This window comes from Amycolatopsis sp. NPDC051106, assembly GCF_040682775.1.
In the GTDB taxonomy this organism is placed as follows: Bacteria; Actinomycetota; Actinomycetes; order Mycobacteriales; family Pseudonocardiaceae; genus Amycolatopsis.
On the sequence record NZ_JBFBBQ010000072.1, the window covers coordinates 1 to 25,932 of the forward strand.

The 25,932-nt window shown below is 65.8% G+C and carries 20 protein-coding genes and 1 tRNA gene; 10 read left to right on the top strand and 11 right to left on the bottom strand.

Features of this window, described 5'->3' with window-relative positions:
• Nucleotides 1-128 precede the first annotated feature (128 nt).
• Nucleotides 129-223: transfer RNA gene (locus tag AB0M83_RS36640), tRNA-Val, on the bottom strand.
• A 304-nt stretch (nucleotides 224-527) separates the two neighbouring features.
• Here AB0M83_RS36640 and AB0M83_RS36645 point away from each other — a divergent pair.
• From AB0M83_RS36645 to AB0M83_RS36660, 4 genes are all read left to right on the top strand, one after another.
• Nucleotides 528-1,735 (top strand): IS3 family transposase gene (locus AB0M83_RS36645; RefSeq protein WP_364524344.1). Its coding sequence is split into 2 segments (ribosomal slippage): nucleotides 528-810 and nucleotides 810-1,735, totalling 1,209 coding nucleotides; the frame shifts between segments, so codons are not numbered across the junction.
• Nucleotides 1,736-2,188: 453 nt separating this feature from the next.
• Nucleotides 2,189-2,893 (top strand): hypothetical protein, encoded by a 705-nt coding sequence (locus tag AB0M83_RS36650; RefSeq protein ID WP_364524346.1) that lies wholly within the window; start codon nucleotides 2,189-2,191, stop codon nucleotides 2,891-2,893.
• A 482-nt stretch (nucleotides 2,894-3,375) separates the two neighbouring features.
• Entirely contained in the window at nucleotides 3,376-3,690 is a 315-nt protein-coding gene (locus tag AB0M83_RS36655; RefSeq protein WP_364524348.1) for a S1 family peptidase, read from the top strand.
• A 161-nt stretch (nucleotides 3,691-3,851) separates the two neighbouring features.
• Nucleotides 3,852-7,541, top strand: coding sequence for a hypothetical protein (locus tag AB0M83_RS36660; protein ID WP_364524350.1), 3,690 nt, complete (start codon nucleotides 3,852-3,854; stop codon nucleotides 7,539-7,541).
• Between the two features lie 284 nt (nucleotides 7,542-7,825).
• On the opposite strand, the gene AB0M83_RS36665 is transcribed toward AB0M83_RS36660, so the two are convergent.
• Complete coding sequence (locus AB0M83_RS36665) at nucleotides 7,826-8,014, bottom strand: hypothetical protein (protein ID WP_364524352.1); 189 nt, start codon at nucleotides 8,012-8,014, stop codon at nucleotides 7,826-7,828.
• Nucleotides 8,015-8,034: 20 nt separating this feature from the next.
• Between AB0M83_RS36665 and AB0M83_RS36670 the strand changes: the two genes are divergently transcribed.
• The 3 genes from AB0M83_RS36670 to AB0M83_RS36680 all read left to right on the top strand — a co-directional run bounded on the left by AB0M83_RS36670 (nucleotide 8,035) and on the right by AB0M83_RS36680 (nucleotide 10,005).
• Nucleotides 8,035-8,214, top strand: coding sequence for a hypothetical protein (locus AB0M83_RS36670; RefSeq protein ID WP_364524353.1), 180 nt, complete (start codon nucleotides 8,035-8,037; stop codon nucleotides 8,212-8,214).
• Nucleotides 8,215-8,395: 181 nt separating this feature from the next.
• On the top strand, nucleotides 8,396-9,484 hold the full coding sequence (locus AB0M83_RS36675) for an integrase core domain-containing protein (protein WP_364524355.1): 1,089 nt from the start codon (nucleotides 8,396-8,398) through the stop codon (nucleotides 9,482-9,484).
• Nucleotides 9,485-9,672: 188 nt separating this feature from the next.
• Nucleotides 9,673-10,005 carry an integrase core domain-containing protein gene (locus tag AB0M83_RS36680; protein ID WP_364524357.1) on the top strand — a complete coding sequence of 111 codons (333 nt, stop codon included), beginning with the start codon at nucleotides 9,673-9,675 and terminating at the stop codon, nucleotides 10,003-10,005.
• Between the two features lie 48 nt (nucleotides 10,006-10,053).
• On the opposite strand, the gene AB0M83_RS36685 is transcribed toward AB0M83_RS36680, so the two are convergent.
• Both AB0M83_RS36685 and AB0M83_RS36690 read right to left on the bottom strand, forming a co-directional pair.
• Nucleotides 10,054-12,933, bottom strand: a complete 2,880-nt coding sequence (locus tag AB0M83_RS36685; RefSeq protein WP_364524359.1) for an NACHT domain-containing protein — start codon at nucleotides 12,931-12,933, stop codon at nucleotides 10,054-10,056.
• 294 nt (nucleotides 12,934-13,227) lie between these two features.
• Nucleotides 13,228-13,428: a hypothetical protein gene (locus tag AB0M83_RS36690; protein WP_364524361.1), complete on the bottom strand. Its 201-nt coding sequence runs from the start codon at nucleotides 13,426-13,428 to the stop codon at nucleotides 13,228-13,230.
• Nucleotides 13,429-13,511: 83 nt separating this feature from the next.
• Between AB0M83_RS36690 and AB0M83_RS36695 the strand changes: the two genes are divergently transcribed.
• Complete coding sequence (locus tag AB0M83_RS36695) at nucleotides 13,512-13,802, top strand: hypothetical protein (RefSeq protein WP_364524363.1); 291 nt, start codon at nucleotides 13,512-13,514, stop codon at nucleotides 13,800-13,802.
• Between the two features lie 164 nt (nucleotides 13,803-13,966).
• Here AB0M83_RS36695 and AB0M83_RS36700 read toward each other — a convergent pair whose 3' ends face one another.
• The gene (locus AB0M83_RS36700) at nucleotides 13,967-15,853 is read right to left on the bottom strand and encodes a hypothetical protein (protein ID WP_364524365.1); all 1,887 of its coding nucleotides are present in this window, start codon (nucleotides 15,851-15,853) and stop codon (nucleotides 13,967-13,969) included.
• Nucleotides 15,854-16,074: 221 nt separating this feature from the next.
• Between AB0M83_RS36700 and AB0M83_RS36705 the strand changes: the two genes are divergently transcribed.
• Nucleotides 16,075-17,769: a hypothetical protein gene (locus tag AB0M83_RS36705; protein ID WP_364524367.1), complete on the top strand. Its 1,695-nt coding sequence runs from the start codon at nucleotides 16,075-16,077 to the stop codon at nucleotides 17,767-17,769.
• 264 nt (nucleotides 17,770-18,033) lie between these two features.
• Here the strand turns inward: AB0M83_RS36705 and AB0M83_RS36710 are convergent, their stop codons facing one another.
• The 6 genes from AB0M83_RS36710 to AB0M83_RS36735 form a co-directional block, all read right to left on the bottom strand.
• Nucleotides 18,034-18,447, bottom strand: a complete 414-nt coding sequence (locus tag AB0M83_RS36710; protein ID WP_364524369.1) for a hypothetical protein — start codon at nucleotides 18,445-18,447, stop codon at nucleotides 18,034-18,036.
• A gap of 104 nt (nucleotides 18,448-18,551) precedes the next feature.
• On the bottom strand, nucleotides 18,552-19,523 hold the full coding sequence (locus tag AB0M83_RS36715; RefSeq protein WP_364524371.1) for an alpha/beta hydrolase: 972 nt from the start codon (nucleotides 19,521-19,523) through the stop codon (nucleotides 18,552-18,554).
• Nucleotides 19,409-20,203, bottom strand: coding sequence for a hypothetical protein (locus tag AB0M83_RS36720; RefSeq protein ID WP_364524373.1), 795 nt, complete (start codon nucleotides 20,201-20,203; stop codon nucleotides 19,409-19,411). The genes AB0M83_RS36715 and AB0M83_RS36720 overlap by 115 nt, the downstream gene beginning before the upstream one ends.
• Nucleotides 20,203-20,511, bottom strand: a complete 309-nt coding sequence (locus AB0M83_RS36725; RefSeq protein WP_364524375.1) for a hypothetical protein — start codon at nucleotides 20,509-20,511, stop codon at nucleotides 20,203-20,205. Before AB0M83_RS36725 ends, AB0M83_RS36720 begins: the two co-directional genes overlap by 1 nt.
• Nucleotides 20,512-20,885: 374 nt before the next feature.
• Nucleotides 20,886-21,830, bottom strand: coding sequence for an endonuclease/exonuclease/phosphatase family protein (locus AB0M83_RS36730; protein WP_364524377.1), 945 nt, complete (start codon nucleotides 21,828-21,830; stop codon nucleotides 20,886-20,888).
• A gap of 358 nt (nucleotides 21,831-22,188) precedes the next feature.
• Entirely contained in the window at nucleotides 22,189-22,755 is a 567-nt protein-coding gene (locus AB0M83_RS36735; protein WP_364524379.1) for a hypothetical protein, read from the bottom strand.
• Nucleotides 22,756-22,984: 229 nt separating this feature from the next.
• Here AB0M83_RS36735 and AB0M83_RS36740 point away from each other — a divergent pair, with 229 nt between their 5' ends.
• Nucleotides 22,985-25,777, top strand: coding sequence for a BTAD domain-containing putative transcriptional regulator (locus AB0M83_RS36740; protein WP_364524380.1), 2,793 nt, complete (start codon nucleotides 22,985-22,987; stop codon nucleotides 25,775-25,777).
• Nucleotides 25,778-25,932 lie beyond the last annotated feature (155 nt).

Genomic DNA, 25,932 nt, shown 5'->3' on the forward strand with positions numbered 1-25,932 from the left:
CGGGTGACATGTGGGGGGGTGGGGGGGCGTGGGGGATGGTTGTGTCGTGTGGGGGCTCGGCCCCCACAGGACACAACGAGAGAGCCCTGTTCGCGTGTTCCGCGAACAGGGCTCTCCCGGCGATCTCGTGCGCGATACTGGGATTGAACCAGTGACCTCTTCCGTGTCAGGGAAGTGCGGCACATAGCTCGACCAGTCGAAACGTGTACTCCCGCAGGTCGCGGGCTGCTGTTCTGCTCCGGAGGGGCGGGCTTGGCGTCGTTGCTCCCGGTTGCCGTCGCCGGGGGATCGCCAGATGGGCGGGCCGCCCCGAAATGCGCGTGCATGTTGGTGGCGCCGAGCTGGCCGTACTGCACGCCGTTGTCGGGACATCGGCGGGAGTCACGGGATTCTGGTCTCATCAGCTGGTTTCGCCCGGTCGGCTAAGCAGCGTGTGGTAAAGGCAGTCTTCCCGGCGGTGGAACTTCGCAAGGTGTGGATCGCCCCGGGTTGGTTGGAGGCTCTGATACCTGGAAGGGTGAGGAGCTATGGCACCACCGAGGAAGTACTCGTCTGAGCTGCGGGAACGTGCGGTCCGGATGGTCTTTGAGCTACGTGAGCAGGGCGAGCGGACGGGTGTGATCGCTCGGGTGGCGGACCAGCTTGGTGTGCATCGGGAGGCGTTGCGGACGTGGGTGCGCCAGGCCGAGGTTGACGGCGGGAAACGAGCCGGCACGTCGACAAGTGATATCCAGCGGATCGCCGAGCTGGAGCGGGAGAATCGTGAACTGCGGCGGGCGAACGAGATCCTGAAGGCCGCGTCGGCGTTTTTCGCCCGGGAACTCGACCCGAAACCGCCGCGCTAGTCGAGTTCATCGATACCCACCGGGATCAGTTCGGTGTCGAGCCGATCTGTGCTGTGCTGGAGGTGCCGCCGTCGACGTATTGGGCGGCGAAGAAACGGGAGTCGACCCCGTCGGCTCCCGCGGTCCGGGACGAATGGTTGAAGAAGGAGATTCTGCGGGTGTGGCGTGGCCTGTACGGGGCACGGAAGGTCTGGGGCCAGCTCAGTCGGGACGGTGTCGAGGTGGCGCGGTGCACGGTCGAGCGGCTGATGCGCGAGCTGGGCATCAGCGGGGTGACCGCGGCCCGTCGGCGGCCACGGACCACCATCCCGGGTGCGGACAGGCCAGGTGACTTGCTGGAACGCGACTTCACCGCGGACGCGCCGGACCAGCGGTGGGTCGCCGACATCACCTACGTCGCCACCACGGCGGGCTGGGCCTACACTGCGTTCGTCCAGGACCTGTACTCCCGCCGGATCGTCGGCTGGCAGGTCGCTGACCACCTGGGCGCCGACCTCGCGCTCGATGCTCTGGAGATGGCGATCTGGGCACGCGGAGGCGACACCGGAGGTGGCATTGACGGTCTTGTTCATCATTCCGATAGAGGCGTTCAATATACGTCCATTCGCTACGCCGAGCGGCTTGATCAGATCGGCGCGGCACGTTCGGTGGGCAGCAAAGGAGATTCCTACGACAATGCTGCAGCCGAATCACTCAACAGTCTCTACAAGAAGGAGCTCATCGACTACCGAGGAGACTGGGAGAACACAACGGACGTGACACTGGCCACCATGGAATGGGTTGCCTGGTACAACACCGAACGGCTACATTCTTTTCGCGGGAACGTTCCTCCGGCTGAGTACGAGGACACGTTCCACGCCACGGCCACTGCCGCCGGCGCAGCGGTCTAGAACCAACTCAACCGGCCTCCAACATCACCGGGGCGCACCAGGTGTGCGCCGCGACCTCCTGACTTGCAGAGCCGGGTCTTCACCTTTGGGGCTGGCATGCACCGGCAGGGCGGTCCTGGAACGATGTCGGGCGCGCTGACGTGCGATACTCATCTTTGTGAGGATTCGGCCGTCGCGAACGTTCGTGTGCGCGACGTTGATGGCCTCCTCAGCTGGCGCCCAGGTGATGGCGGGTGTGTCTGGCGGGTTGTCGATCTGGCAAGCATGCTGGTTGGTTGTGACACTCGGGACAGCCAGCTTGGGTGTTGCTCTGAGTGCATCTACATCGAATCAGCCGCCCTCGTTGATTAGCCCAAACGGTGGGGATGAGTTTAAAAAAACTTTAGCTCGACTACCCCTAGTTAGTTTGTTTGAAGATCGGCGGCTACAGCCCGGGTTCCCTAGTTTCAATGAGTGAATCGTGTAACGCTGCTGGCCAAGTATGTGCAGTGGCGGACTCCGCTATCAGCGGTCGCCGTGGTTGAGCAGCTGGCGGCGACGGCGCTGACAGGTCGGTATCAGCCCGAAGCAGCTCGTCGCCGGATGCGCGCGATCGAGCCGCTCATCAACGTCGGGCAGCGGCCCGGGATCACCGTTGCTGAACCGCATCCGGAACTGCATGACGTCGACCTAATCATCGGATGCGTCGACCACGACGGTCCCCGGCACCGCCCCAACCAGATCGCGGTCGACTCGCGGGTGCCCTACCTCGACATCGCCACCGGGGCCGACCACACCGCCGAGCCCGCGGCTCTCGGTGGCCGTGTCGTGTTCGTCCTGCCGGACGGTCCTTGCCTGTCTTGCCTGGACGAGTTGGATCCGGCCGAGGTCGCGCGCTGGGCGAAGTCCGCCGACCAGCAGGCCCTCGATCGGCGGCACGGCTACGGAACCGGCTCGGCCAACCCGTCCGTGGTCTACCTCAACGGGCTCACCGTCCACGCCGCGCTGGTTGAACTGGCAGCTTGGCTCTCCGGTTCGAGGCCGCCGGCGACGTGGCTCGACGTCGACCTGGTCGGCAGCTCACGGCAGCCCGGCACCCAGGTCGGCCCTCGACAGGTCACCGGCCCGCGCGAAGGCTGTATCGACTGCGGTGGAGTTCGACGATCCCGGTCGGCTTGACCGTGGTCGAGCGCGGGACGCGAGATCACCGGCGTACGGGCCGCCGGAACCATGCGGCGTCCTGACCAGTCAGCGGCCCAGCGCTTTGGCCAGCGCAGCCCTGCGGCCGCGGAAGCCGGACCAGGTGGTCGGCGACGTGCAGGGACAGCACGTTCAGGTAGTGGTGCGGCGTCCGCGACAGCGTGATGTTCTCGGTGACGCCCTGGTAGAGGCCGAGAGGGATGAACGACGTGAACAACTGCGGGTCGGGAGTTTGTGCTCGCCGCCGCTGCCGGCGGACGTAGAGAACCCCGAGGTGACCTTGACACGGGCCCTGCAGTCTGCCCTGGGGAAATGACCTCGTGGTTCGGCATCGGGAACCCGAGCGGAGAACGCCGTCCAGCGGGCGACCTTCCTCGGCAACGGCGACTTTCTCTCTGCTCGCCTACGCCGACGCGGCCACCGCCGCGCCCAGCGTGGTGAACGTCGGGGGCGGCCGGACTGTGAAGATCGCCCGTACGGCGGCCGCGCGAATGAACCAGCAGGTCTCCCGGATGGGCAGCACGAGCGGCCTGCACAGCGGCTGCGTCACCGCGCTCAACGCCACGGTGAACTATCGGGAAGGCAGGGTCACCGGACTCATCCAGACAAGGGTGTGCGCGGAGGCCGGTGACAGCGGCGGACCGTTGTTCACGCAGGACGGCAGCGCGATCGGGCTGACCTCGGGCGGCTCCGGTGACTGGCGTTCCGGTAGTGTGGCGTTCTTCCAGCCCGTGCCGGCTGTCCTCGCAGCAGTGGGTGCGCGGATCGGCTCTTGAGTCGCCGAAGTTACAGACGCTCGGCTTGGCTCCGGTCGGTCTTGTCGCGGAGCGTGACCATCGGCGTGTCGCCGTCGACGGTAGGCGGGCTTCCGTTCACACTCGGTGCATGAGTGGCGGGCCGTACGTTGGGCGCGCGATCGAGTAGTTGAGGATCTTCGATGACCGAGCCTGACGACCAGCAACCAGCCGACGGCGTCCAAGCGGGTGGGGGGGCGGCTAGACCCGCCCCCATTCCGCCTTCGCCCACGCTGATGTCGTTGTCCTCGGGGTACGTCGTCGAGCAGCACGGGACGTACCTGCGGCACCTGCAGGACGCGGTGAACGAGCCGAAGAACCTCAACATCGCGCTCACCGGCCGGTACGGCACAGGCAAGTCGAGTGTGCTGGACGAGTTCGTGTCGCAGAACGAGACCACGACGATGCGCATCGCGATCTCCACTCTCGGCCCGGACACCGACGGCAAAGGCCTCACCAACCGTATCCAGAAGGAGCTGGTCAAGCAACTGCTTTACCGGGCGATACCCAGTGCATCCCGCTTCTCGCGGTTCAACCGGATCGTCGTGTTGTCTCGCAAGCGGGCCGTGCTTGAGGCGGCTGCGGCGATCGTGGTCGTCGGCGCGATCCTCGCGTTCGTCGGGCTGCTGCCACCCGTGGCTTGGACGGGAGCCGGCTACCCGTGGATCGTGCGGGTGCTGTCATGGCTCGGGTTCGCGGCTTTGGCCACCGCGGTGTTCGCGACCCTGAGGCTGTTCATCTACGGCCGCTTCCTGATCTCCGACATATCGGCGGCGGGGGCGACGGTGAAGCTCACGAAGGACTCAGCGACCTACTTCGATGAGTACCTCGAGGAGATCGTCTACTTCTTCGACCGGCGGCCGACCGACGTCGTCATCTTCGAGGATCTGGACCGCTTCGACGTCCCGCAGATCTTCGAAGCGGTCCGCGAGCTCAACACCCTCCTGAACCACACGCCGAAGCGTGTTGCCAAGGGCAAGCCGCTCCAGTTCGTCTACGCTGTCAAGGACAGTCTGTTCGAGCGACTTGGTTCCGAGACTGACCAGCCGTCTCGCGACGCAGCTGTCGACGAGACGGTGCGTGCCAATCGCACGAAGTTCTTCGACGTCGTCATCCCGATCGTCCCTTTCATCTCGCACCGGAACGCTCGCGAGCTCCTGGACGACTTGCTCAAAGCCAAGGGGTTCATCGGGATCGATCGCGCGCTCATCGCGCTCGTCGCTCAGCACGCAACGGACATGCGGCTGCTGAAGAACATTTGCAACGAATACGCGGTGTTCGCCGAACGGTTGTTCGTCGCCGGCAAGACCGCCCCCGGACTGAACCCCACCAACTTGTTCGCACTCGTGGCATATAAGAACTTCCACCTCAAGGACTTCGAGGACATCGCGCGCCGCAAGAGCGATCTCGACACCCTGTACGCCCAGCATCGAAGGCTTGTGCGCACGGCCATCGAGGCTTGTGAACAGCGTAAGCGTGACATTGTGGATGGATTGGTGAAGTTCGATACCAAGGAGACGCTGGCCAAAAAGCTGGGTGTCCGCCTCGCGGCGATCGGACTCACCTTCAAGGAAATTTCAGGGTTTGGCGGTTATCAATGCGTTCAGTTCTCTCTGGACGGTGATTGGTACTCGCAAGAAGAGATCCAGTCCTCGTCGTTCTGGATCGGCGCGGCCCAGGTGAGTGAGGTTAAGTTCATGGCCGCGACTGCCTCGAAAGGCGGTCAGCAGGGCGTTGTAGGAAGCTTGGTACGCGGTCGGATCGATGAGATCTTCCCGGAGTTAGCGGACGCCGCGCGATGGAGCGAGTTCGACGAGGGCTCTGCCGATAAGGAGATCGCTCGCCTGGACGCGGACATTGTGATCTTGCGCGGCGCAGATTTCAAGGACCTCGCTGCGGCAACGCGCTTCCGGCTTCCTGCTGACGACGGTGGGGAGACCTTTGCCGCTATCGTAGAGACGGCGGTGAAGTCCCGGATGGCGAAGGATCTCGTCAAGCGCGGGTACCTGGACAGGAACTTCGCGCTCTACGCGGCCCAGTTCTACGGCGACTTCGTCGGAGTCGGCGTTGCCACCTTCCTGGTGCAGACTGTGCAGACCAACTCGATGGACATCGACCACGAGTTCAAGCAGGTCGGGGACGTCGAGAACCTCCTCAACGAAGCCCCAGCCGACTTCTCTCGGACGGTCAGTGCCTACAACATCGATGTCCTCAACTACCTCCTCTCACATGATGACCCGCGCGCGGAGCATATTGCCGGCACCGTGGTTGAGAACTTCGGCGATGAGGCGCAGGAGTTCGTCCGGGCATACCTCAACGCCGGCGCAGAGCGGCTGCGTTTCGTGGCAACGCTGAGCCAGGAACCTTGGCCCGACGTCTTCACGTTCCTCGTCGGAGACGAGGACATCCCCAGCGATGTCCGTCCGGCACTCGTCGACGTGGCTCTCCGGAACACCCACAGCTATGGAGAATACGAACTGGGGCGGCCGGTCCGGGACTTCATCATCGAGAACTATCTGTCGATGCAGGCGTTCACGACCCCGCAACCGGCCTTGAACACTCGAAAGATCATCGCAATGATCAAAGGGCTGGGAATCATCCTGCCCCGTCTGGCCGGGCTCGACGAGGCAGTCCGAGAACGCATCGTCGAAGAGCAGATGTACCGCCTGACCGCGGACAACCTGCGGGATGCGCTCGGCGGCACCGGCGACATCAGCATTGACCGTGTGCTGCAGAACGCGGACGTGTACGACCTCTGCCGGAAGAGGCCGAGCGACTACCTCGCGGCCGTCGCGGGCGACTCCGGCAATACTCCCCACGCGGTCCTCACCGATACCGCTCTCGCTCAGGTTCTCAAGGAGAACGCCGAGGCATGGGATGAAGGTGATACCCGGGAACTCATCAGCATGGCCTCGCCGGAGAGCCGGCTGGTGCGCCTCGACTCGGTTCCCGCATCGTGCTGGGGCGATCTTGCCGCTAACAAACTCTTCGCCTCGACCGTGGCGAACGTGTTGGCCTACCGGGACTCCCGCGGGTCATTCGACCAACCACTCGCCGATCTCGTCCTCCAGGCGGGAAGTATCGATGCCGGCGAAGAGGATGCCGATGCTCGAGCACAGGCTGCAGTCAGTATGCTCAACGCGGCAGACGTCGTTCCGGATGCGCGGAGGCGCGTCGCCCTCGCTGCCGAACTCGACCACGAGCAGCCGGTGACGGTCACGGATCTTGCGCCGGAGAGCGGCGACCTGTTGGCCCTGTTGATCCAACACGGCTTGGTTGAGGACTCGCTCCAGTCCTTTTCGCACTTCCGCAGTGCCGGTTGGGATGCCGTGAAATCAGCAATAGCGCAGTCGAAGGGCTTCTCGGAGTTCATGACCCCGGATCTGCTCGACGGGTTCGTGCCGAACCTTCTCGGCACGTCGGCGATACCCCGGAAGGTCCGCGACAAGATCTTCGGCAACCTTGCCCAGTACGTTCCCGGCAACGACAACAATGCCCTGGCGGCGGCAGGTCGCTACGCCATCGACAACGAGCGGATGCTGCCGTTGGACCAGATCCGCCGAGTGGCGGCAGTGACACACGACGGGAACCTGGTGATGCAGCTGCTGAGTGCGGTGACGGCGTCGCCCGAGGATGTCGTCGCAGTGCTGAGCGAGCTGGGGGAGCCGTACAGCCACCTGACGATCCGCGGAATGGCCGAGTTCGAGGTCTCGTTCGAGGAGGACTGCCGGAAGGCGTTCGACACGGTCTTCGGTGACCTCAAGAAGGCCGGTCTGATCGCCGATTTCAGGAAGCAGCGATCAAAGAACTTCTTCGACGTGAAGCTGCAGTAGTCGAGAGCTGGTGGCCCGTCGCGGCCGGAAAGACGAGTCATGACCGCGTTTCCGCTCTTCGGCCGCTACTCAGCTCGAACGTTTTGTGGCCCGGCCTCCCTTGCCGTGTTCGACGCCGCCATCGCGCGGTACGTGGCGAAGGACCTGCCGCCCGCGGCCCAGGCCGCCGGCCGGGTGGGCGCCTGGGTGGACCGGGAAAGCTGGCGGGAGGTGATCACCGCGATGGACCGCGCTGACACCAACCTCGCCCGGTGCGACGACCGCTGGCTGGAACTGCGGGCCGCCTACCTCGAGATGATGGCCGCGAACGCGAGCCGCTCGGGGCTTCGCTTCGAGCGCTGGGGCGAGTCGATCGCCGCGGCCTGCCGGTACCACGGGCCGGACAGCGACCTCGTGGCCCGCATGCGGACGGCGTCGAAAGAGGACGCGCGGAGCTCGACCAAGGGGCAGGCGCGACGGCTGGAGAAAGCCATCCGGCGGCGCCACGACGCGCGTGACGCCCGACACCGACGGAGCCCGCTTCGCGTTCGCGAGTGTCCAGCTGGCCGCGAACTACCGCGAGCTGTTCATGGCCGACCAGGTCGCCGACGTCCTGATCGAAGCGGTCGCGGCGGTCGCCACGGCGGGTACGCGACCACGTCCACCGCGCCGAGCAGCACTGAGGCGAGGCTGAGCCGGGCTTCCGGTGCCGGACACCGCCGAGGTCGACAGCCCGGCCGAGGAACTGGTCGATTGAGGCCGGCCCGCGTTGGTCCAGAGCGCTGTGCGTGCCGACAAATGCGTCCGTGCAGGTCAAGCGCCGTCGGTGGGTGACCGCTCGCGATCCGGCATGATCGCGTCTTGTGCTGGTTCTCTTGATCTATTTCGCCGTTGTCCACGTGTTCGCCGTGCTGCGGCTACTGTCGATGACCGACCGCGAGAGGGACGTCGAGATCCTTGCCCTGCGCCACCAACTGACCATCTTGCAACGACAGCTCGATGACCAGCGTCCGCGACTTCGGCCTGAGGACAGGATGTTCCTTTCAGCGTTGCTGGTGCCACTGTCCAGCGGGGTGTTGCGCCGACTCCGGCTCTTGGTCAGCCCGGACACGGTGTTGCGGTGGCATCGCGACCTGGTGAAACACCGTCACGCCCGCGTGAGCGTGAACCGAGGGCCTGGGCGTCCGCGTACTCTCACCTCGGTCCGTCGCCTCGTCCTCCGTCTGGCGGCCGAGAACCCCTCGTGGGGCTACCGGCGCATCCACGGCGAACTCGCCTTGCTTGGTATCAAGGTCGCAGCCTCCACTGTGTGGGAGATCCTCAAGACCGACGGTGTCGATCCGGCCCCGCAACGGGCGACGGTCAGATGGGCTGACTTCCTGCGGTCCCAGGCTGAGGCGATCCTGGCGATGGATTTCATCGAGACCGTCACCCTTACCGGGCGGCGGCAGTACATCCTCGCTGCCGTCCACCACGCTGGCCGGCGGGTCCGCATTCTCGGTACCACCGCGCACCCCACCCATGCCTGGGCGACGCAAGCTGTCCGCAATCTGCTCATGGACCTCGCGGATGCCGAGCACGTGGCGCAGGTGAGGTTCCTCATCCGCGATCGCGATGCCAAGTACCCCGCGTTGATCGATGAGATCCTCAGCGGTGCCAAGATCGCCACTGTGCTGACCGGTGTCCGGATGCCTCGCATGAACGCGATCATGGAACGCTGGGTGAAGACGCTGCGAGCCGAATTGCTGGACCGCACGCTGATCTGGAACGAGACCCACCTCCGGCATGCGCTTCGCGAGTACGAGCGGCACTGCAACCAGCATCGAACCCACCGGTCGCTGGCTGCCGCGGCACCCCTGCGAGCCCGGCCCCAGGCCCTTGAACCCGACCGGATCGAACGCCTCGTGATACGCCGGCAGGACAGACTCGGCGGAGTCCTCAATGAGTACAGACATGTCGCTTGACATGCTTGGACGTAATCTTCGGCACCCGCAACGCTCGCAGGCGGATTCGCATTCTCGGTACTACGGCGCACCCCACACATGCCGGGGTGACGCAGCCTGTTCGCAATCGGCTCATGGACCTAGCGAGTCCTGGAGACGTCACGCGGATAAAATTCCTTGTCCGTGACCGTGACAGCAAGTACCCCGCGTTGATCGACGAGATCCTCGGCGGCGTCAAGATCACTCCTGTGCTGACCGGCGTCCGGATGCCCCGGATGAACGCGATCATGGAACGCTGGGTGAAGACGGTGCGGGCCGAACTGCTGGACCGCAAGTTGATCTGGAACGAGGCTCACCTCCGTCATGCGCTCCGCGAGTATGAGCGGCACTACAACCTGCACCGAACCCACCGATCGCTTGGCGTCGCCGCGCCGCTTCGAGCACGGCCCCAAGCTCTTGAATCCGATCGGTTCGAACGACTCGTGATACGTCGGCAGGACCGCCTCGGCGGAGTTCTCCATGAGTACATACATGCCGCCTGACAATGTGGGGTCACCGATCCTCGCAACCGGCGGTTTCGTTACACGTGCTCAGCCGCCAAGCCAGAAGTGCACTTCACCTCGGGACCATCGCCGCAACAGTTCACCGATTTCGGCAGTCGAGCCCAGCTGATGAGCCCAGTCGACCAGGGTTGCCCGAAGGAATGCGCGGTGCTGCAACCTCTCATTCAGCTCGGCCTGTGCAATTAGGACGAGCAGCATGGCGGAGCGGCATTCGACAGAATACATGGCCGCTCGCTGGAACTGCCGTCTGGTCAAGAACACAGACTCCTTAAGCTCCGGAAGTTCCATATTCAGGAGACACTCAGCTCGTCCGGCGACGCCGGCATGGAGCTTCTTCAGCAGCGCGACCACGCGAGCAACTGGCATCGCCGCCCGATGTTCGATTTGGAAGCAGTCCAGGATCCAGGTGGCAACCGAGCCCGGTCCGAGGGTGCCGGCTGGAAGTGCGTAAGTCCCGAAGAAGAACGAGAACGTCTTCGCGAGCTGTGCCGGTTCGAGTGCCGCGAACTCGTCCCCGTCGATTGCCCCGGATTCGAGCCGGAGTGCGTACCGGAGGCCGAGCTCGCCATGGCCAGCAAGGATAGCCGATCCGACCGAGGCCGCGAGCTTGTCGAGCGTAGGGCGTTTGACGGTGACATGCTGCTGGCCAGCCGCCAGCAGATAGCCAGCATGAACGGCGAACCGTGCTCGCCGGACAATGGCGTCGTTCAACCGGCTGTAGTCGCCCCGAGCTAGATCGTTCGTGAGAAGAGTGAGCATCGCTTCATGATGTTTGAATGCCGGATCCAGCACTCGGGCGGCCGCAGCGGTGTTGCCCAATGCGATCTCGTCGATCGCGAGACCGGCCAGGTCGTCCAAGGCCTCCGCGGTGAGCGAGACGCAGTTGGCGATGCCGGTCAGGTAGACCGAACCCACCGACCGGCATCGGAGCCTCGTCGAGCGCAACTCCTCCGTGATTCCGTTGATCGAGGCGGCCGGGTGGGTCTGCTCCAGCAGATCGATCAAGCCGATGACCACCGCCGAAGCCCCGGAGAGCAAGGCGTCTTCGAACAGCGAACAGCAGACCTGCGCGTAGATCTCTGAGCGGCCGGACTCGACCAGCGGGTACAGGTGGTCCACTACCTTGGCCGCATCCCGGTTCGTGCGGACGAAGTAGAGGGCGGCGAAGTACTCGCGGAAACTGGCGTGTGTGAAGGTGAAGAGGTCCTCGTTGTTCCGGTCGGGGCCGAAGTCCGTGAAGATCCAGGCGCGGCCCCGGCACCACGACAGGAAATCGTCGATGAACACCGCCGCCTGGTCTTGGCCCGAGTAGACCCGACGGGCGAGGAACGGCACCAGGTCGGCCTTGATCTGGCGCTCGGTCAGCCCGACGGACCCGCTGTTCGTTTCCGACCTGGCAATCCTCGAAAGTGCGGTCTTCATAGTCGCGACACTCGGCACATCCTTGACGATTCCGAAATGCTTGTCCCGTCTGCCAAGTAGCAGCTGAGTGCATTCCTCGTACAATTCTGCCCGATCTTCAGGGATGCTCCTTAGGCCTCGGTACAACACGCACATGAACGACAAAAGAAGAGGGTTTTCCGTGAGGTCTTGCATCTCTCGCGTGTCGGCGATGAAGTCGGCTACGAATCGGGTAACTTGCTTGGCTACTATATTCTCTTGTGCTCCGAACCACTTTGAGACGTATTCCGTTACCTGCGCCTTGGAGAAGGGTAGGATCGAGAAGACAGTGAACTGGTCGCCGTTGAGTTTTGCCGTGAGGTAACCTACTTTGCGACAAGTGACCAGAATTTTCGCGAAGGGATAGGTGTGGCCAATTGATTCAATTTTCTCGGCGAACCTGAGCCGCTGCGAGTTGTCGATGATCTCGTCGAGCCCGTCGAAGACGAGCAGAACGTCCCCTTCGTGTAGGAGCTTCTCGATCGACCGACGGCTTGCGTTCACCTCGTAGCGCTCGCGCAGCAGTCCCGCAAGCAGGTCGACCAGGTAGAAGTCCGGGCTGTCGAGCTGGCGGAGAACCACGACGAAGGGTGTCAGTGCGGCCGCGCTCGCCGCCTGGATAGCCAGTACGGTGCAGCTTGTCGACTTCCCGGCGCCGGGATCACCGAGCAGTACCGAGCGGTCGACCCGCTTCGCGAAGTCGGGAAAATCCTCGGGAGTGAAACGGGCTCCGCGGTCGATCTGCCGCACGCTCGGCTCCACGAAGATCCGGCGATAATCCAGTGTCCTCCGGGTGGTGATGTCCGGTGAGTTGATCTTACGGTGCCGTTTCGCGAAGAGGGCGCGGTACTGCGGCAGCCATGCGAGGCTGGTTCTGCTCCGGACGTCGTAGGAGAGGTGCTCCAGCGCGCTGTCGATCGAGTTCAGGACCTCGGTTGCGACGATGTCGTACGCCCATTCCTGAACGTCTCCCGCTGATTCGGTCTTCGCCTTTATGAGGTTCGCTACGGAACGGCAGCTCTCGTCGAGATGCTCGCAGAACCGTGTGGCATACAAGGTCATTCGCTCCTGGAGTTCGCTCATGCCCGTTCTGTCGCGTTCGAGCTTCTCCGGCATCACGAAAGCGGTCAGGGATTCCGTCAGGGAAGCGAAGACACGCTGTTTGGCATGTTCGTGTCCACCGGCGATGTGAAGGGAAACCAGGTGTCGAGCGAATGCCGTCATCTCCGGAGTTTCGATGAACCTGTCGATGTCGCGTTGTGTGAGTCCGGGAGGTAGCAACTCCACGAGCGATACTGGCCAGTACGCGTCTTTGTGAATGCCCAGGTTGCGTTCAGAAATGGTGAAGATGTCACCTTTCCCGAACCCGCGTTTGGCGGCCTGCCCGCGGAGACGCTTGATCAACGGGGCCGCGGCCTGAGCGGCTACCTTCCATAGGAAGGCGTTTATCGGATCGGGTGCTGCCACGTGATACATGTCGCAGGGGTCTTGCGGCCCGTTACATCATGGCTCGAGCGGTTTGGGGTGAGGGCGATTGGTCGTGCTTGGGCCGGTCAGCGGTCGACGTTCCAGCTGCGGTGGGTTTGATGGTGAACGCGGCGTTGGTGCGGCAGCCTGACGTCGATCAGTCCAACTTCGTTGTAGACGACGACCTCGCCGTCGAGTCGGCGGGCTTGTCCGTCGAGGGCGATATTGTAACCGTGATATGGCTACTTCCTTCGGAGCATCGAGATGTGGCGTGCGTGGTGTTGTCCATTTTGATTACGAGCATGCTTTGATGACGCTCGCGTGGTTGTCGTCACCTGCCTGCTCGACGCTCGACTTCACCGTGGGCCGCTGGGCAGGGATCTGCTCGAGGCCGACCCGCGCGACATCCCGCAGATCGAAGGCGACTTGATGGTCTTCGACGGACAAGTGGTGTTCGAACGCCGCGGTGCGCTTGGTCGTTGCGTCGTCGGTCACAATGCGGTAACGGATAGTGATGCCTGTAACAGGCTGTAGCGAACGAGCGATCCGGGGACGTCGCCTTATTGGAGATGTCCTGGATGAACGCCAAGCGCTCGAACAACGCGATCTGCAAGCTGACGGTTCCGAAGGGCGTGGAGCTCGCCGCGCGGCTGAAGGGCGTTTTCAAAGCGTACGCCCGACGTGTGGCCAAGGAGGGGCTGCCCGAACTTTCGCCGGTTGCGGTAAGCCAGCTGGTGGACGGCTACCGGCTTGACCTCTACGTGCGGCCCTCCGGCTTTGGCCAAGGTTACCGAGCAGATCCGGTTCTGAAGCCTCGGCACGACGCTGGTACCTGCAGGTCAGTGGGGAACTTCAGTGTGGGGTTATAGATCAACTCGGCCCTCCGACTGGGACTGAAGCCCCACCACGGGAGGGGAATACCGGTTGCCCGCTGTACCTATATCGAGACGGTGTAAGGCTCGACAGCCTTTGCGGTCACGCTGCCGACGAGGTCGATCCAGCGAGACTGCCGGCCCGCCGATGTCGGCGCCGCTTAGCAGCCGATCTCCATGGCGGTTGGCGCGTGACCGGGGACGCCGACCCCGTCGATGTAGGTGATGGTGGCTTGCCCGGACGCATATTCGGCGGGGGTGGCCTCGTCGAGGCTGAAGGCGATGGCGCCACGTGGGCCGTCGACGACGACGCCGTTGGTGCCTTGCCCGAAGTCGAGGTCGAGGTATTCGTGGATCTGGTGGCCGCGGAATGCGGTGCGCAGCTGAGCGAGCGTGGACCCTGCGTGGATGCTGCCGATCTCGGTGGAGAGCTTCGTTCCGGAAGCGCCGGCTCGGATGGCGAGCACGCGTCCGTTCGGGTCGACGCTGTACGTCAGCGGCTGGCCGGGCTTCTGGTAGCTGACGCACGCGGGGTTGGTGGTCTCGTAGAGGTTGCCGTGGTCGGTGTAGCCGCGGGCATGCAGGTCCGCTGCCGTGGTGGCGAGGCTCAGGTCGCCGATCCCGTCGAAGCGGACCGTGCCGCCGCTGCGGCGCTGAATAGCTGCTTGGGGTTTCTGCTGCTTGATCCCGCCGACCTGCTCGGCGAGGGTGCCGGCCAGCGGGTAGAGGATGCTTTCCGCGGTCTCGGGGATGACCTTGACGGTGCCGAGGAGCTCGACCAGGGCGCCGTGCAGGTTGAGCTGTTTGAGCAGGTCGCTGAGGCAGGCATGGACGACGTCCGCGGTCGCCCGGACGCCGGTCGCGGTGAACAGCTCGGTCGGTGGGGTGGTGTGGGCCTGTTTGACGACGCAGTCGATCAGGCTGAACGCCTGGCCGACCCATGCCGAGGGTTTCCCGGCCTCGCCTTTGGTGACGGTTCCCTTGATCGCTGCCTCGGCCGCCGACTTGATCGCGGGTTTGAGGGTGGCTTGTTCGGGGGCGATGACCATGAGGAACGCCAGTGCCATGTCGAAGCCGACCGCGTCGCTGTCGATGTCCATCGTCGTGGTCGCCGTCTTCTTGAGCTCGGTGGTGGCGGTCACCGTTCCGAGGGCGGCACCACCGAGCACGGCGCGGTTCTGCAGTGCCCAGTAGGCGTTGCGGACGAGGTTGACGAGGTCGTCGCCGTTGTTCCAGACGTCGCCGAGCCGGAGGGTGAGGCCGGCGGGCAGTGTGTCCAGGCGCAGCGGGAATGCGTAGCCGTTGCGCAGTTGCACTGTCGTGTCGCGGTCGGTTCCGGTTTGGGCGCAGGCGGTCAGCCGGTTGAGCAGGCTTTTCGTGGTGACGGTGACGTCGGTGGCGGCCGGTTTGCAGGCGAGGTCGGGTGCGATGCCGAAGAGGTCTTTCACGAGTGTGCGAGTGAGTTCCGTGAGTAGCTGAGCGGCCCATTTCGCGAAGGTGACGGTGCTGTCGATGACCGTGTGGATGGCCTTGCCGGCCACGTTGACCAGGGCCTTCGCCGGGTTGAGGACGACCGCGCTGAAGAGGGAGAAGTGCGGGGCGACGCCGCTGACGGTGTGTCGGATCGGGTCGGCTTTCGCGCTGAGGATCGGAACCCAGCTGTCGAGCTGGCGGTCGAAGACGGCGAGGCCGACCTGGTCGGCGGTGAGGCCGGCTGGGATCAGGGCCGGGTTGTAGGTGAGGGTCACAGTGGAGCGGCCCGGGGCGAGGGATCCGTTCGTGACCTGTAGGTCCACCGGGATGCCCGCGGCGGTGGCTCCGCGCAGGGTGGCGTTCAGTCCCGGTGTCTCGGCCGGAGCCGGAATGAAGTCGACGCTCGTTCCCGGGGTCATCGCCCCCGCCGGGACGTCGATCGAGGACGATCCGTCCGTCGAGGTGAACGCCGGTGCTTGCGTGGCCGGGTCAGCCGCTGCCGTGGCTGAGCGCTCACCGGTGAGCGCGCGGATCCCGAACCACGCGCCCACGGCGATCACGACGAGTGCGCTCACGGTGAGGAGCACGGTTCGCTTCGCCGGACGCCACATGGGAAACCTTCCGTGCCGACCTGGTGTGTGTTGTGTGCCGAGTCGGCGAGGGACACCGTTGCGTTACGACGTCACCCGGATCCTCGCGGCGTCGTAACGCCCGAGGACGCCGAGGAGACAGTGGGGGAGATCGGACTGACATCCCTAGTGCGCTCAGGACACGGGAAGGTGGAGGAGGACCTGTGGTGGCACCACCGGAGACCGCGCGTCGTCGTCACCTCGTGGTGGTGTTGGTGCTGGTCGTAGCGCTGGTGGCCGGGGGAGTGACGGTCTGGCTGCTCAGCGGCGGGTCGCTGCCGGGCGGTTCTAACGCGACCGCGGGCGAGGCGTTCCGTGACCTCGGCAGCGGGGTGAGTGTCGCCAACGGCGCACCGGAAACGCTGAAAGCGGTCCCCGACGACCACGTCGCGAAGGCGTCCTTCGTGGAAACCGAATCGCTGGGCGGGGTCGTGCACGTCACCCCTGACGGGGATCTTTCCCAGCCGGTCACGCTGCGGTTCGCGCTGAACCGGCCGGTCGACGCGGCCGATGTGGTCATCGCAGTCAACCGGACGGGCGCGGCCGACGGCTGGGAGCTCGTCCCGCCGTCCAAAGTGGAAGGTGGGTTCGCCTTCGTCACGACGAACCACCTGTCGTGGTGGGATCCTCTGTTCCGGAGCTTCGGCAACCTGGTGGATGCGGCCAAGGCCGAGCTGAAGAAGAGCTTCGATTCGTTGACCGGTGACGCGTTCGCCGATGCCGAGAAACCGCAGTGCCCGGGCGAGCGGGAAGCCCGAAACCAGGGCTACTCGATCGGTTCGAAGGGCAGCGACCCGCTGTACTGGTGTCTCGGGATCGAGGGTGGTAAACCGACGGCGCGGATCGTCGACAAGCGTCGGTATCCGATCCTGGTGAACCACGCGGGGATCACCGTGGCGCAGCGGCCGAAGGACCGGTTCGGCGTCGAGTGGCTGGCCCAGCAGTCGTTCAGCGACAAACGCACAGTCCTGATGCCCTTCGACCAGGCGGCGCTGAGCTACCAACTCGCGAAAGGTCAAAGCGTCAGCTTCACGACGGAGTACGACGGGTTCGCCGAGTCGTTGTACCAGCTCGAATTCGGCGTGACGACGCTGATAAACATTCTGACCAGATTCGGGGCGGGCGCGGGCACCATCAGCAACGGTGCGATCAAGATCGAGCAGTTCGACCGGATCGCCGAAGTCGCCGGGAAGTTCCTTCACGTGAAGGAGTGCGCCGGCGCGCTGAACCGGAGCTCACCGGACGCCGGTGCCATCCTCGCCGGCTGCTTCGACCCGGCCACCCTCGGAGAGGTGTTCGGCTGGAAGGGCGTGCTCCTCGGTGCGGTGCTGGTGGCCGGTCCGGCGGCGGAGTTCTTCCACAGCCAGTTCGAAACGCTGAGCGATCTGCTGCAGGGCCGTGACCGGGAGACGGTGACCGTGACCTATCAGCCCCAACCGGCGATCCCGTTCGTCGGGCACTGGGCGGTGCACGGGCTCACCATGGACATCAAGAAGGACGGCACAGGCAGCATCCAGTGGAATGCCGGCCCGTGCGACTCCGCGACTTCCAGCGTGAGCCGGATGTGCAGCGGCAACGCGACGGTCAAGTTCACCTCGACCGGCGCCGAGCAGTTGACCGGCACCTACACGAAGGTCTGGTACACCGACAGCGGCGGCAACACGGTCAGGAACTACGCCTACGCGGGCTCGGACTTCCAGGTCGGCCAGCGCTTCACGCTCAAGCGCAACGACGAGCACACCCTCGTCGCTTCCGGCGGCTCGGCCGACGACCCGGATGGGCCGGGGAACCCGTACCTCTGCGACGCCTACGCCATTCAGCACAACTTAGGTGGCGAGAAGTACGACATCTGCGGGGCGTAGCTGCGCTCGGTGCGTGATCGTGGGGGCGAGTTCCAGGTCAACCTCCAGGCATCGCGCGAGGCTCGAGCGTCGGCGATCAGTAAGTGGTTATCCCAAGTCGTAGCCGCGGAGGCCACGGAGATACGGCAGGTGCTTGGGGAGGTGGCGACCGCGACGGCGTCGGGCGCGCCGGTCAATGACCGCCGTGGTTCCGGTGACGGTGACCGCAAGTGGTGGTCAGCGCGAGCGCCTGGCAAATCCGCGGCAAGATGTAGTCCTCTGTCATCAGGGTGATGAGCTGGGTATGCCGTTGCGCCAGACGCAGGGGGTGCTGTTGCCGATGGCGAGGCGCTGGTTGATGTTGGCGCTCAGGCTCATGAGGTAGCCGTCGCGGGTGGCGTTGATGAACATGTCGGCTGGTCTGCTGTCGGTGCTGAGCGCCCATCCGTGGCTGGCCCACCAGGCTTTGAGGGCGTCGAAGTAGGCGTTGTTGTTCTGGGGGGTGGGGAGCCCGTTGACCCAGAAGGTGACGCCGAGCAGGACCTGTCCGGTGGGGTTGCCGGAGGAGTCGGTGCAGTTGAGCGGTTGGGGTGGCAGCTCTTCCAGGGTGAAGCCGGGTGGGAATGTGCCGGCGGCGGCTTCGCGGATCTGGTTCGCGGCTGCTGTTTGGGCTTCGGTGAGCGAGATGGTGGGGTCCATGGGGTGGTTGTCTCCGCATCCGGCAGTGGTGGCCAGCAGGACTACGAGGACCAGGAGCCACCGAAGCCTGTTCGGAGCCTCTCTGCGTCCTCGCGTCGCGGTGGTCACGGTGCTGATGCACCTGCTATGACTTTCGCCATCCCTCGCAGCGACTTCGAGTGGGGATCCCAGTACTCGGTGTGGCCGGTGGCGAAGTCGGAGTCGAACGGATGCCCGCCGAACCAGTTCGTTGTCGGATCCGGTCCGAGGGGGTCGATTCTGTCCATGTCCGGCTGGTAGAAGTTCGTCAGCGCTGGAACGGGGTCCATCGCCGACTTGGTGGCGTAGACGTGGTGGTTCATCTGGTCGGCCGAGACGCCGTCGAGGTGCAGGTCGGTGGCGTGTTGAACGCCGACGCCAGGGCTGGCGACCATGACGAGGTTGTCGACGGGGAAGCCGAGGTCGCGGGCGGTCTGACCGACGACGGTGGTGCCGTAGCTGTGGCCGATCACGGTGGAGTTGACCGGGATCGGGTCGTGGCTGGCGCCGAGCCCGTCCTGGAAGCGGCGTAGTCCGGGTTCGGCGTGGTCGGCGAAGCTGGTGCTGGCCGCGTCGGGCAGGACGCTTTGCGGTGCGTCGTAGCCGGCCCAGGTGATGACCGAGGTTGGGACAGGGTTGATGATGCTCGCGGTCTGGTTCATCACGTCGGCCCGCTGGATGTCGGTGGCGAAGCCTTTCAGTCCGGTTCCGGTGCCGGGGACGTAGGTGGCGACGTTCTGGGCGTGGTCGGGGTTGCCGATGGCGATGATGGCGTGGCCGGCGTTAGCAGTGTCGATGCCCAGCAGAAACGCCGGTGGCTGGCCGGGCAGTGGCTGGGTGAGCCGCTCGTTGATCGCGCCCAAGCCCTCGAGCTTCTTGTCCAGAGCGGCTGCGTCGCGTTCAAGGTCGAAGTACTCGGTCTGCTCGGTCGGGTCAGACTGGTTCAGCGCGTCCATCCGCTGCCGCAGTTCGTCGCGCTGGCGCTGCAGGTCGGTGTACTGCTGGGTGAAGACCGCCCGGTTGGCCTTGTCGCGGACCTCGGCGGGCAGGCCGTCCATGACGCCGAGCGCAGCGGGCCGGTCATGCAGGAGGATCGCTCGGCCAGCGGGGGAGAGGCTGGCCCACCACGCTGCAGTTTGAGATGGAGTGGCGTTCGCTGGTGGTTCGGGCAGGGTGAGACCCGGGTCGATGGCACCAGCCGCCGCCGCAGCGGCCACCGTCGTTTCATCGCCAGTACCGAACTCGCCGGCTTCGGCGCGCTTGAGCACGAGGCCAGGTCGCTGTCGATGTCGTCGGCAGTGCGGAGTGCCTGGGTGATGTCGTCGACGACTTGCTGATGGGCTCGGGCTCGGTCGCCAGGGTCGAACTCCGGCGGTGGCTGGCCGTCGGGGAAGGTGTCGGTGACCGCGCCGGTGTCGGTAATGTGGTAGCCGTACTTGCGGGCGTATTCCTCGGCGTTGGTGACCGCGCGTTGCACGCCGGTGATGGCGTCGGAGGCTTGGGCGATGGCCTTGCCGACGATGCTGGCCCCGGCGGCGAGCTTGTCGATGCGGGCCATCAACGCCCGGTGCGCGGAGGTCGCGGTATCCGCAGCGGGCCCGGACCAGCCGTCGACCGGGACGGTCTTGCCGAAGTCGTCCCCGGAGTGGATCAGCACGTCGAGCTGGCGACGGATTGTGGTGTGGATTTCTTCCAGCTGTGCGGTGTTCCACCGTTTCACGTCGGAGAGCGAGACCATCAGCGTGGCCCGTGCAGAGCTCCGGCGGCCTCAAGTTCGTCGCCGCCGGCATGGTCGGTGCGCTGGTAGCGATCGGCGGCGGTGGCCAGGCCGTCGGCGTGGATCTCCGCGTCGGTGCACCAGCTGATGAACGCCGTCGTCCACGCTCCGCCGGACGACGGCGCCGTCGCGGCGGTCGTCCCGCCGGGCATCGCCGTCGTCAGCGTGCAGACCGGCTCGCCGCAGTCGATGCCGCGCAACTCGGCGACCGCGTCGGCGGCGGCTCTTCGAGCAGCGCGCAGTGCCTCCGGAACAGCCTGAAACCCCATGTTGTCCCTCCCCGTAGCGACCTAGTCACGGTAAGCCACAGGTGTGCTAGCTGCAATATGCACATCGCATGCGAACGGAGTTGACCTGCTTTTGTCCAGTCCTTTCGAATGTCGTCAGATTTGCGTCGATACGACATGGAATCGTCGACTCAACCAGGGCGGGATCGGAACCGTCGAGATTGCCCGGCCCTCGCGCGGACAGACGGACGCCTGGTGAACGGGTCCGCGTCGAGGCGAAGGACGTTGTGCCTACTTGCTCAGCTGGGACTCTGCATTTGCTTGCAGCGCAGGCATTGCCGCACATGTTGCGCCGGCGACCTCAGGCTCCGCACGTAGGCGGCGCGCTCCTTTCCGGGATTCGCGCTCGTGCGGTCTTAAAGCGGGAACGAGACGATTACCGGTGCGTGGTCGGAGCCGGACTTGCTGACGTGCGTGGACGGCTTGTCCGTGACCGACGGGAGGCCTTGGCCGTGAACGACGTGCACCGTGGGAAGTGGGTCGACCAGTGCGTGGCTGACGACGATGTGGTCGATGAGTTCGCGGCGGCCGTCATTGATGCGGGAGTAGCGCTCGTCTTCGGGGATGAGCTGGGCGAGGTTCCAGAGGCGCCAGCGGTCGCCGGCGTCGGGACGGTCGAAGCCGGTGGTGCCGACTTCGGAGCCGGGAGGTCCGGCGAGGATCTGTGTTGTGGCGGCGGTGGCTTCGTCGTTGAGGTCGCCGAGCACGATGATCCGCTCGGTCGTGCTGGGTTTCAGGTAGGTGGTGGCCAGGGCTCGGATGGCGGTTGCTTCGGCGGTCCGGCGGTAGAGGGCGTAGGCGCCGTACCGGGCGCGTTCGTCCTCGCCGTGCGGAATGAACCGGCCGCCGGGGTAGGAGAGGAGTTTGGATTTCAGATGGCACGTGATGAGTGTGAGTGCGTCGCCGGACTCGAGTTCCACGCTCGCTACCAAGGCGCCGCGGCCGAGTTGGCTGCTGGGTTTGGCTGGGGGATCGGCGACCTGGACCGGCGCTAGTTCCGGCGGCAGCGTCATGCTGTCGGCGAGCACCGTGAGCGGGAGTCGTGAGAGGAAGCCGACCCGGATCCCGCGTGTGTCAGGGTACTGGGAGACGGTGGCCGTCCACTTCCCGGGAAGGTGGGCCGCCAGCTCGTCGAGCGCGGCGGGGTCGCCGACTTCCTGTACGGCCAGCACGTCGGGATCGGCGACGGTGATGGTGCTGCGCAAGGCTTCCAGCTTGGCGTCGTAGGCCGCCTGATCGGGCGGCCCGTCGCCGCCGGGGCGGAACAGGTTCTCCAGGTTCCATGTTCCGACGACGACCATCGCGTCTCCCCGTGCATCGGTCACCGGCTCGTCCGGCGCGCTGTACCAAAGAACTCGCTATCCACTGCCGGTCGGTTACACGCTTCACCTGGATGTTTGTACGACTGCGCGACCGAGGCTCTGCGGCGCTTGACGGTACAGAGCGCCGACGGCCCGGAGTATGGCGGAGTTGACCAGGCCGCGCTTCGTCGCTGCCCTGGTCGCCAGGTGGGTTGTCGACCCGGTAGGTGGACTCGAGCCGAACTCGGCGGGTGGGTTGCCGGGGATGGGCGCGGATCTTGTCCGAGCTGCGCGCATCTGGATATGGGAAACGCCCCACGGTGACGATGCACCGTGGGGCGTTCTCGGGTATCCGGCTCTACCAGCGGCCGCCTTCGACGTGCGGCGGTGCCCAGTAGATCGCCGCCCACACGCCGTGGTTGCTGGCCGAGCCCCAGCCGGAGGCCCAGTTGGTCAGCAGCGTGCCCGCCGTGCTGCAGAGCCAGCCCGGGAGCCTCGTCTGGCATGCCCGGACGCCGACCGCGATCGCGCCGTTGACCACGTCGGCGTACGAGGCGGTGATCCAGAAGTGATCGCCGGTGATACCCGTCGCCAGGTCGGTGTGCGCGTTCCCGGTGGGCTTGGCCGCGCCGACCGTGGCCAGGCCTTGGAACGCCGCCTGCATCTCGGCGATCACCTGGGCGCGGTCCTCGGGCGTGGCGGTCAGCCGATGCCATTCGGCCTGCTCCTGCAGGGAGAGCCGGGGCACCGCCGTACCCAGGTTGGGCAGACCGGCGTGCACCGGGTCGCCGGTACCCGGACGGGCCAGCATGCTCGCCGAGTGCGTGGCCGCGGGGGCCGGCACGGCGTTCGCCGCCGGGGCAAGAACGGTGGCGAGCACCGTTCCGGCCGCCGCGGCGGACGCGAGGTAGGTCGCGATCTTCATGGTCACTCCCGTTTCGGACGAGGTGCACCGGCGGATCGCCGGGGCGCCGGCCGGGCGGTGGGAGCCCGGCTGAGGTCCACCTTGAGCGGCGCCGCTGAGTCTCCGGTGAATCCACACTGATGTACCGCTGAGTGACACTCCCGCGAATCTTGTAACAAAGGGTGACGAGCCAGTCACTTCTCGCCACTATGGAGAAGAGGTGTAGCGCCATCGAGACCGGGGAGGGGCGATGGAAGCGCGCTTTGCCCTGCTGGGCGACTTCGAGGCGTGGACCCCAGAGGGACCGGTCTCGATCCCGCCCGGGCACCCGCAGGCCGTGCTCGCGCTACTGCTGATCGCACGAGGCCGACCGGTGCAATCGAGTGCCCTCGTCGATGACCTGTGGGAACAGGACGACAGTAAGCAGCCCGGCAAGCCGAAAAACGTCGTGCACCAGGCGATCAAGTCCCTGCGTACTGCTCTGGGCGACACCGGCAAGACGCTGATCGTCACGGTGGGCCGCAGCGCCTACCGCCTCGACGTTCCGCCCGAAGCCACCGATCTTCACCGGTTCGATGCTCTTCTGCAGCAGGCCGACGAGGAGACAACGGCCCACGGCCGGTCCGAGCGACTCACGGAAGCGCTCGCGCTGTGGCGCGGCGAGCCGTTCGCGGGCATTGCCGCGCCGGGACTCGCTACGACGCGGGCGCGGCTGGTCGAACAGCACCTACAGGCACTCCAGCGCTACATCGAGGCCGAGCTTGATCTGGGCCGGCACCAGAAAATCCTTCCGCTGGTCCGGCAATGGGCCGAACGCGAGCCGACGCGCGAGTACTTCTGCCGGCAGCTCATGATCGCGCTCTACCGCAGTGGGGAGACAACCGAGGCGGTGAACGTCTACCAGGCATTTCGGGAGAACCTGGAGGAACAGTACGGCGCGCCGGTCACCCCGGAGCTGAAGGACCTGCACGTCCGGATCAGCAGACAAGACCCAGCCCTCATGCACGCCGGATCGACGTCGCCGGCAACACGCCGATCCGCGCCGCCGCGAACGCTGCCGCCGGTCACCGCGAACTTCGTCGGTAGGGAAGCCGAACTGGAACAGCTGACGCGCTACCTGCGGCAACGACGGGAAGCCGCCGGGCCGTTGGTGGTCGCGATCGCCGGACCCGGCGGGATGGGCAAGACCAGCCTTGCGCTGTGCTGGGGCAAGCGGCACCAGGAGGAGTTCGCGGACGGCTCGCTGTACGCGGACCTGCGCGGGTTTGACGGCGAGAACGAGCCGGCCACGGCCGGCATCGTGCTGCGCCGGTTCCTCGAAGCACTGGGGGTGGCGGCCGAGGAGATCCCCGCCGGCACCGAGGCTCGGTCGGACCTCTTCCGCGGTCTGGTGGACGACAAGAGACTGCTAATCGTGCTCGACAACGCCGCGAACACCGGCCAGGTGCGTTCGCTGCTGCCTGCGGGCGCGCGCTGCTGTGTGCTCGTCACCAGCCGAAACCAGTTGGCCGGTGCGCTGGCCGGCCTCGGTGCGGTCCACCTACCGTTGGACCCGTTGCCGGAGGGCGCAGCGCGGAACCTGCTCGTCCGCTCGGTGGGGCCGCGAGCCGATGGTGACCCGGGTGCCGTCGACCGGCTGCTGGCGGTGTGCGATGGGCTGCCACTCGCGCTGTGCCTCGTGGCCGGGCTCGTGCAGCTGCAGCCCCGGATCACCCTCGCGCGGATCGCCGGAGAGCTCGAGGAGCACCGGCTGGCCACGCTCGACTCCGCCAGTCCCGATTCCGGTTTCCGCGTCGTGATGTCGCGCTCCTGGGACGTCCTGGATGCACGGCAACAGCGGCTCGCCGGGCTCCTCGCGCTCGCGCCCGGACCGGACATCGGCCGCAGCGCGGCTGGTGCCCTGCTGAGCATCCCCACGAACCGAGTCGACGGGGAACTGCGGTCCCTCACCCACGCTTCCCTGCTGGAACAGTCACCCGACCGATACCGCATGCACGCCCTGGTGCGGGCATACCTCGCCGAGCGCTGCACCGATGCGCTGCCCGCAGCCGACGTCCGCCTGGCGCTGCGCCAGCTGACCCGGTACTCCCTGCACGTCGCCGACGCCGCGGATCACGTGCTTCACCCCCAGCGGGGGCGCATACCGCTCGTGCCGCACACCGCTGCGCCGCCGCGGTTTGCCAATCGCGGTGCCGCGATCGCGTGGTTCGACGCCGAGCACCGGTGCCTACTCGACACCCAGCGCGCGGCTGCCGAGGCTGGGTGGCACGAGGAGACCTGGCAGTTGGCCTGGACCATGCACACCTTCCATCACCGCCGCGGTCTCACCGACGAGCACCTCACCAGCTGGCTGCGGGGACAGCAAGCCACGACGCACATCGGCGACCTGGGGCAACGCTCACTGGCCAACCGGCTGCTCGCGGGCGCCTACACCCGAGCCGGCCGGCACGAACGGGCTCGCGAGCACCTCGACGCGGCGCTGGCCTTCGCCGAGCAGTGCGGCGACCGGCTCGCCCAGGCGCAGACTCTGCAGTTCATAGCCTGGCACTCCGGCGAGCGGGGAGCCTTCCCGGAAGCGGAAGCTGCGGCTGAGCAAGCACTCGAGCTATACCGGGCACTGGGCGATGCTGCCGGGATCGCGCAGGTTCTCAATGCGATCGGTTGCTATGCAACGGGAAACCGCGACTTCTGCCGGGCCCGGAGATGCTGTGAGGAGGCACTGCTGCTCAGCCGGGAGATCGCCGACCGGGACACGGAGGCGGCCACCCTGGACAGCCTGGGGCAGCTCGCCGTGGCGACAGGCGACTTCTCCGAAGCCGTGACGCACTACGAAAATGCTGCCGCCATGCTGTCCGAACTGGACAACGCCTACGCCGAACCCGCGACCCGCGAACGACTCGGCGAATGCTACCTGCGGTTGGGTCGCCCCTCGCCGGCGATCGAAGCCTGGACCTACGCGGTGCGGCTGTACCGCCGTCAGCACCGGCACGGCAAGGCCGACGACCTGACCGCCCGACTCGCGGAACTCACGGGTTCACCCTGAACGGCGGGACCCATACCGCTCCCTGACCCCCTCACTGCCAGTGAGGTGCGCAAGGCCTCCTGACCTGCGGTTTTGGTGAATCCGCAGGTCGACTGGGGCAGTTCGGGGCAGTTGAGTGCGCTTCGATGCGGCTGTGCGTGGTTCAGGAAGGGGGT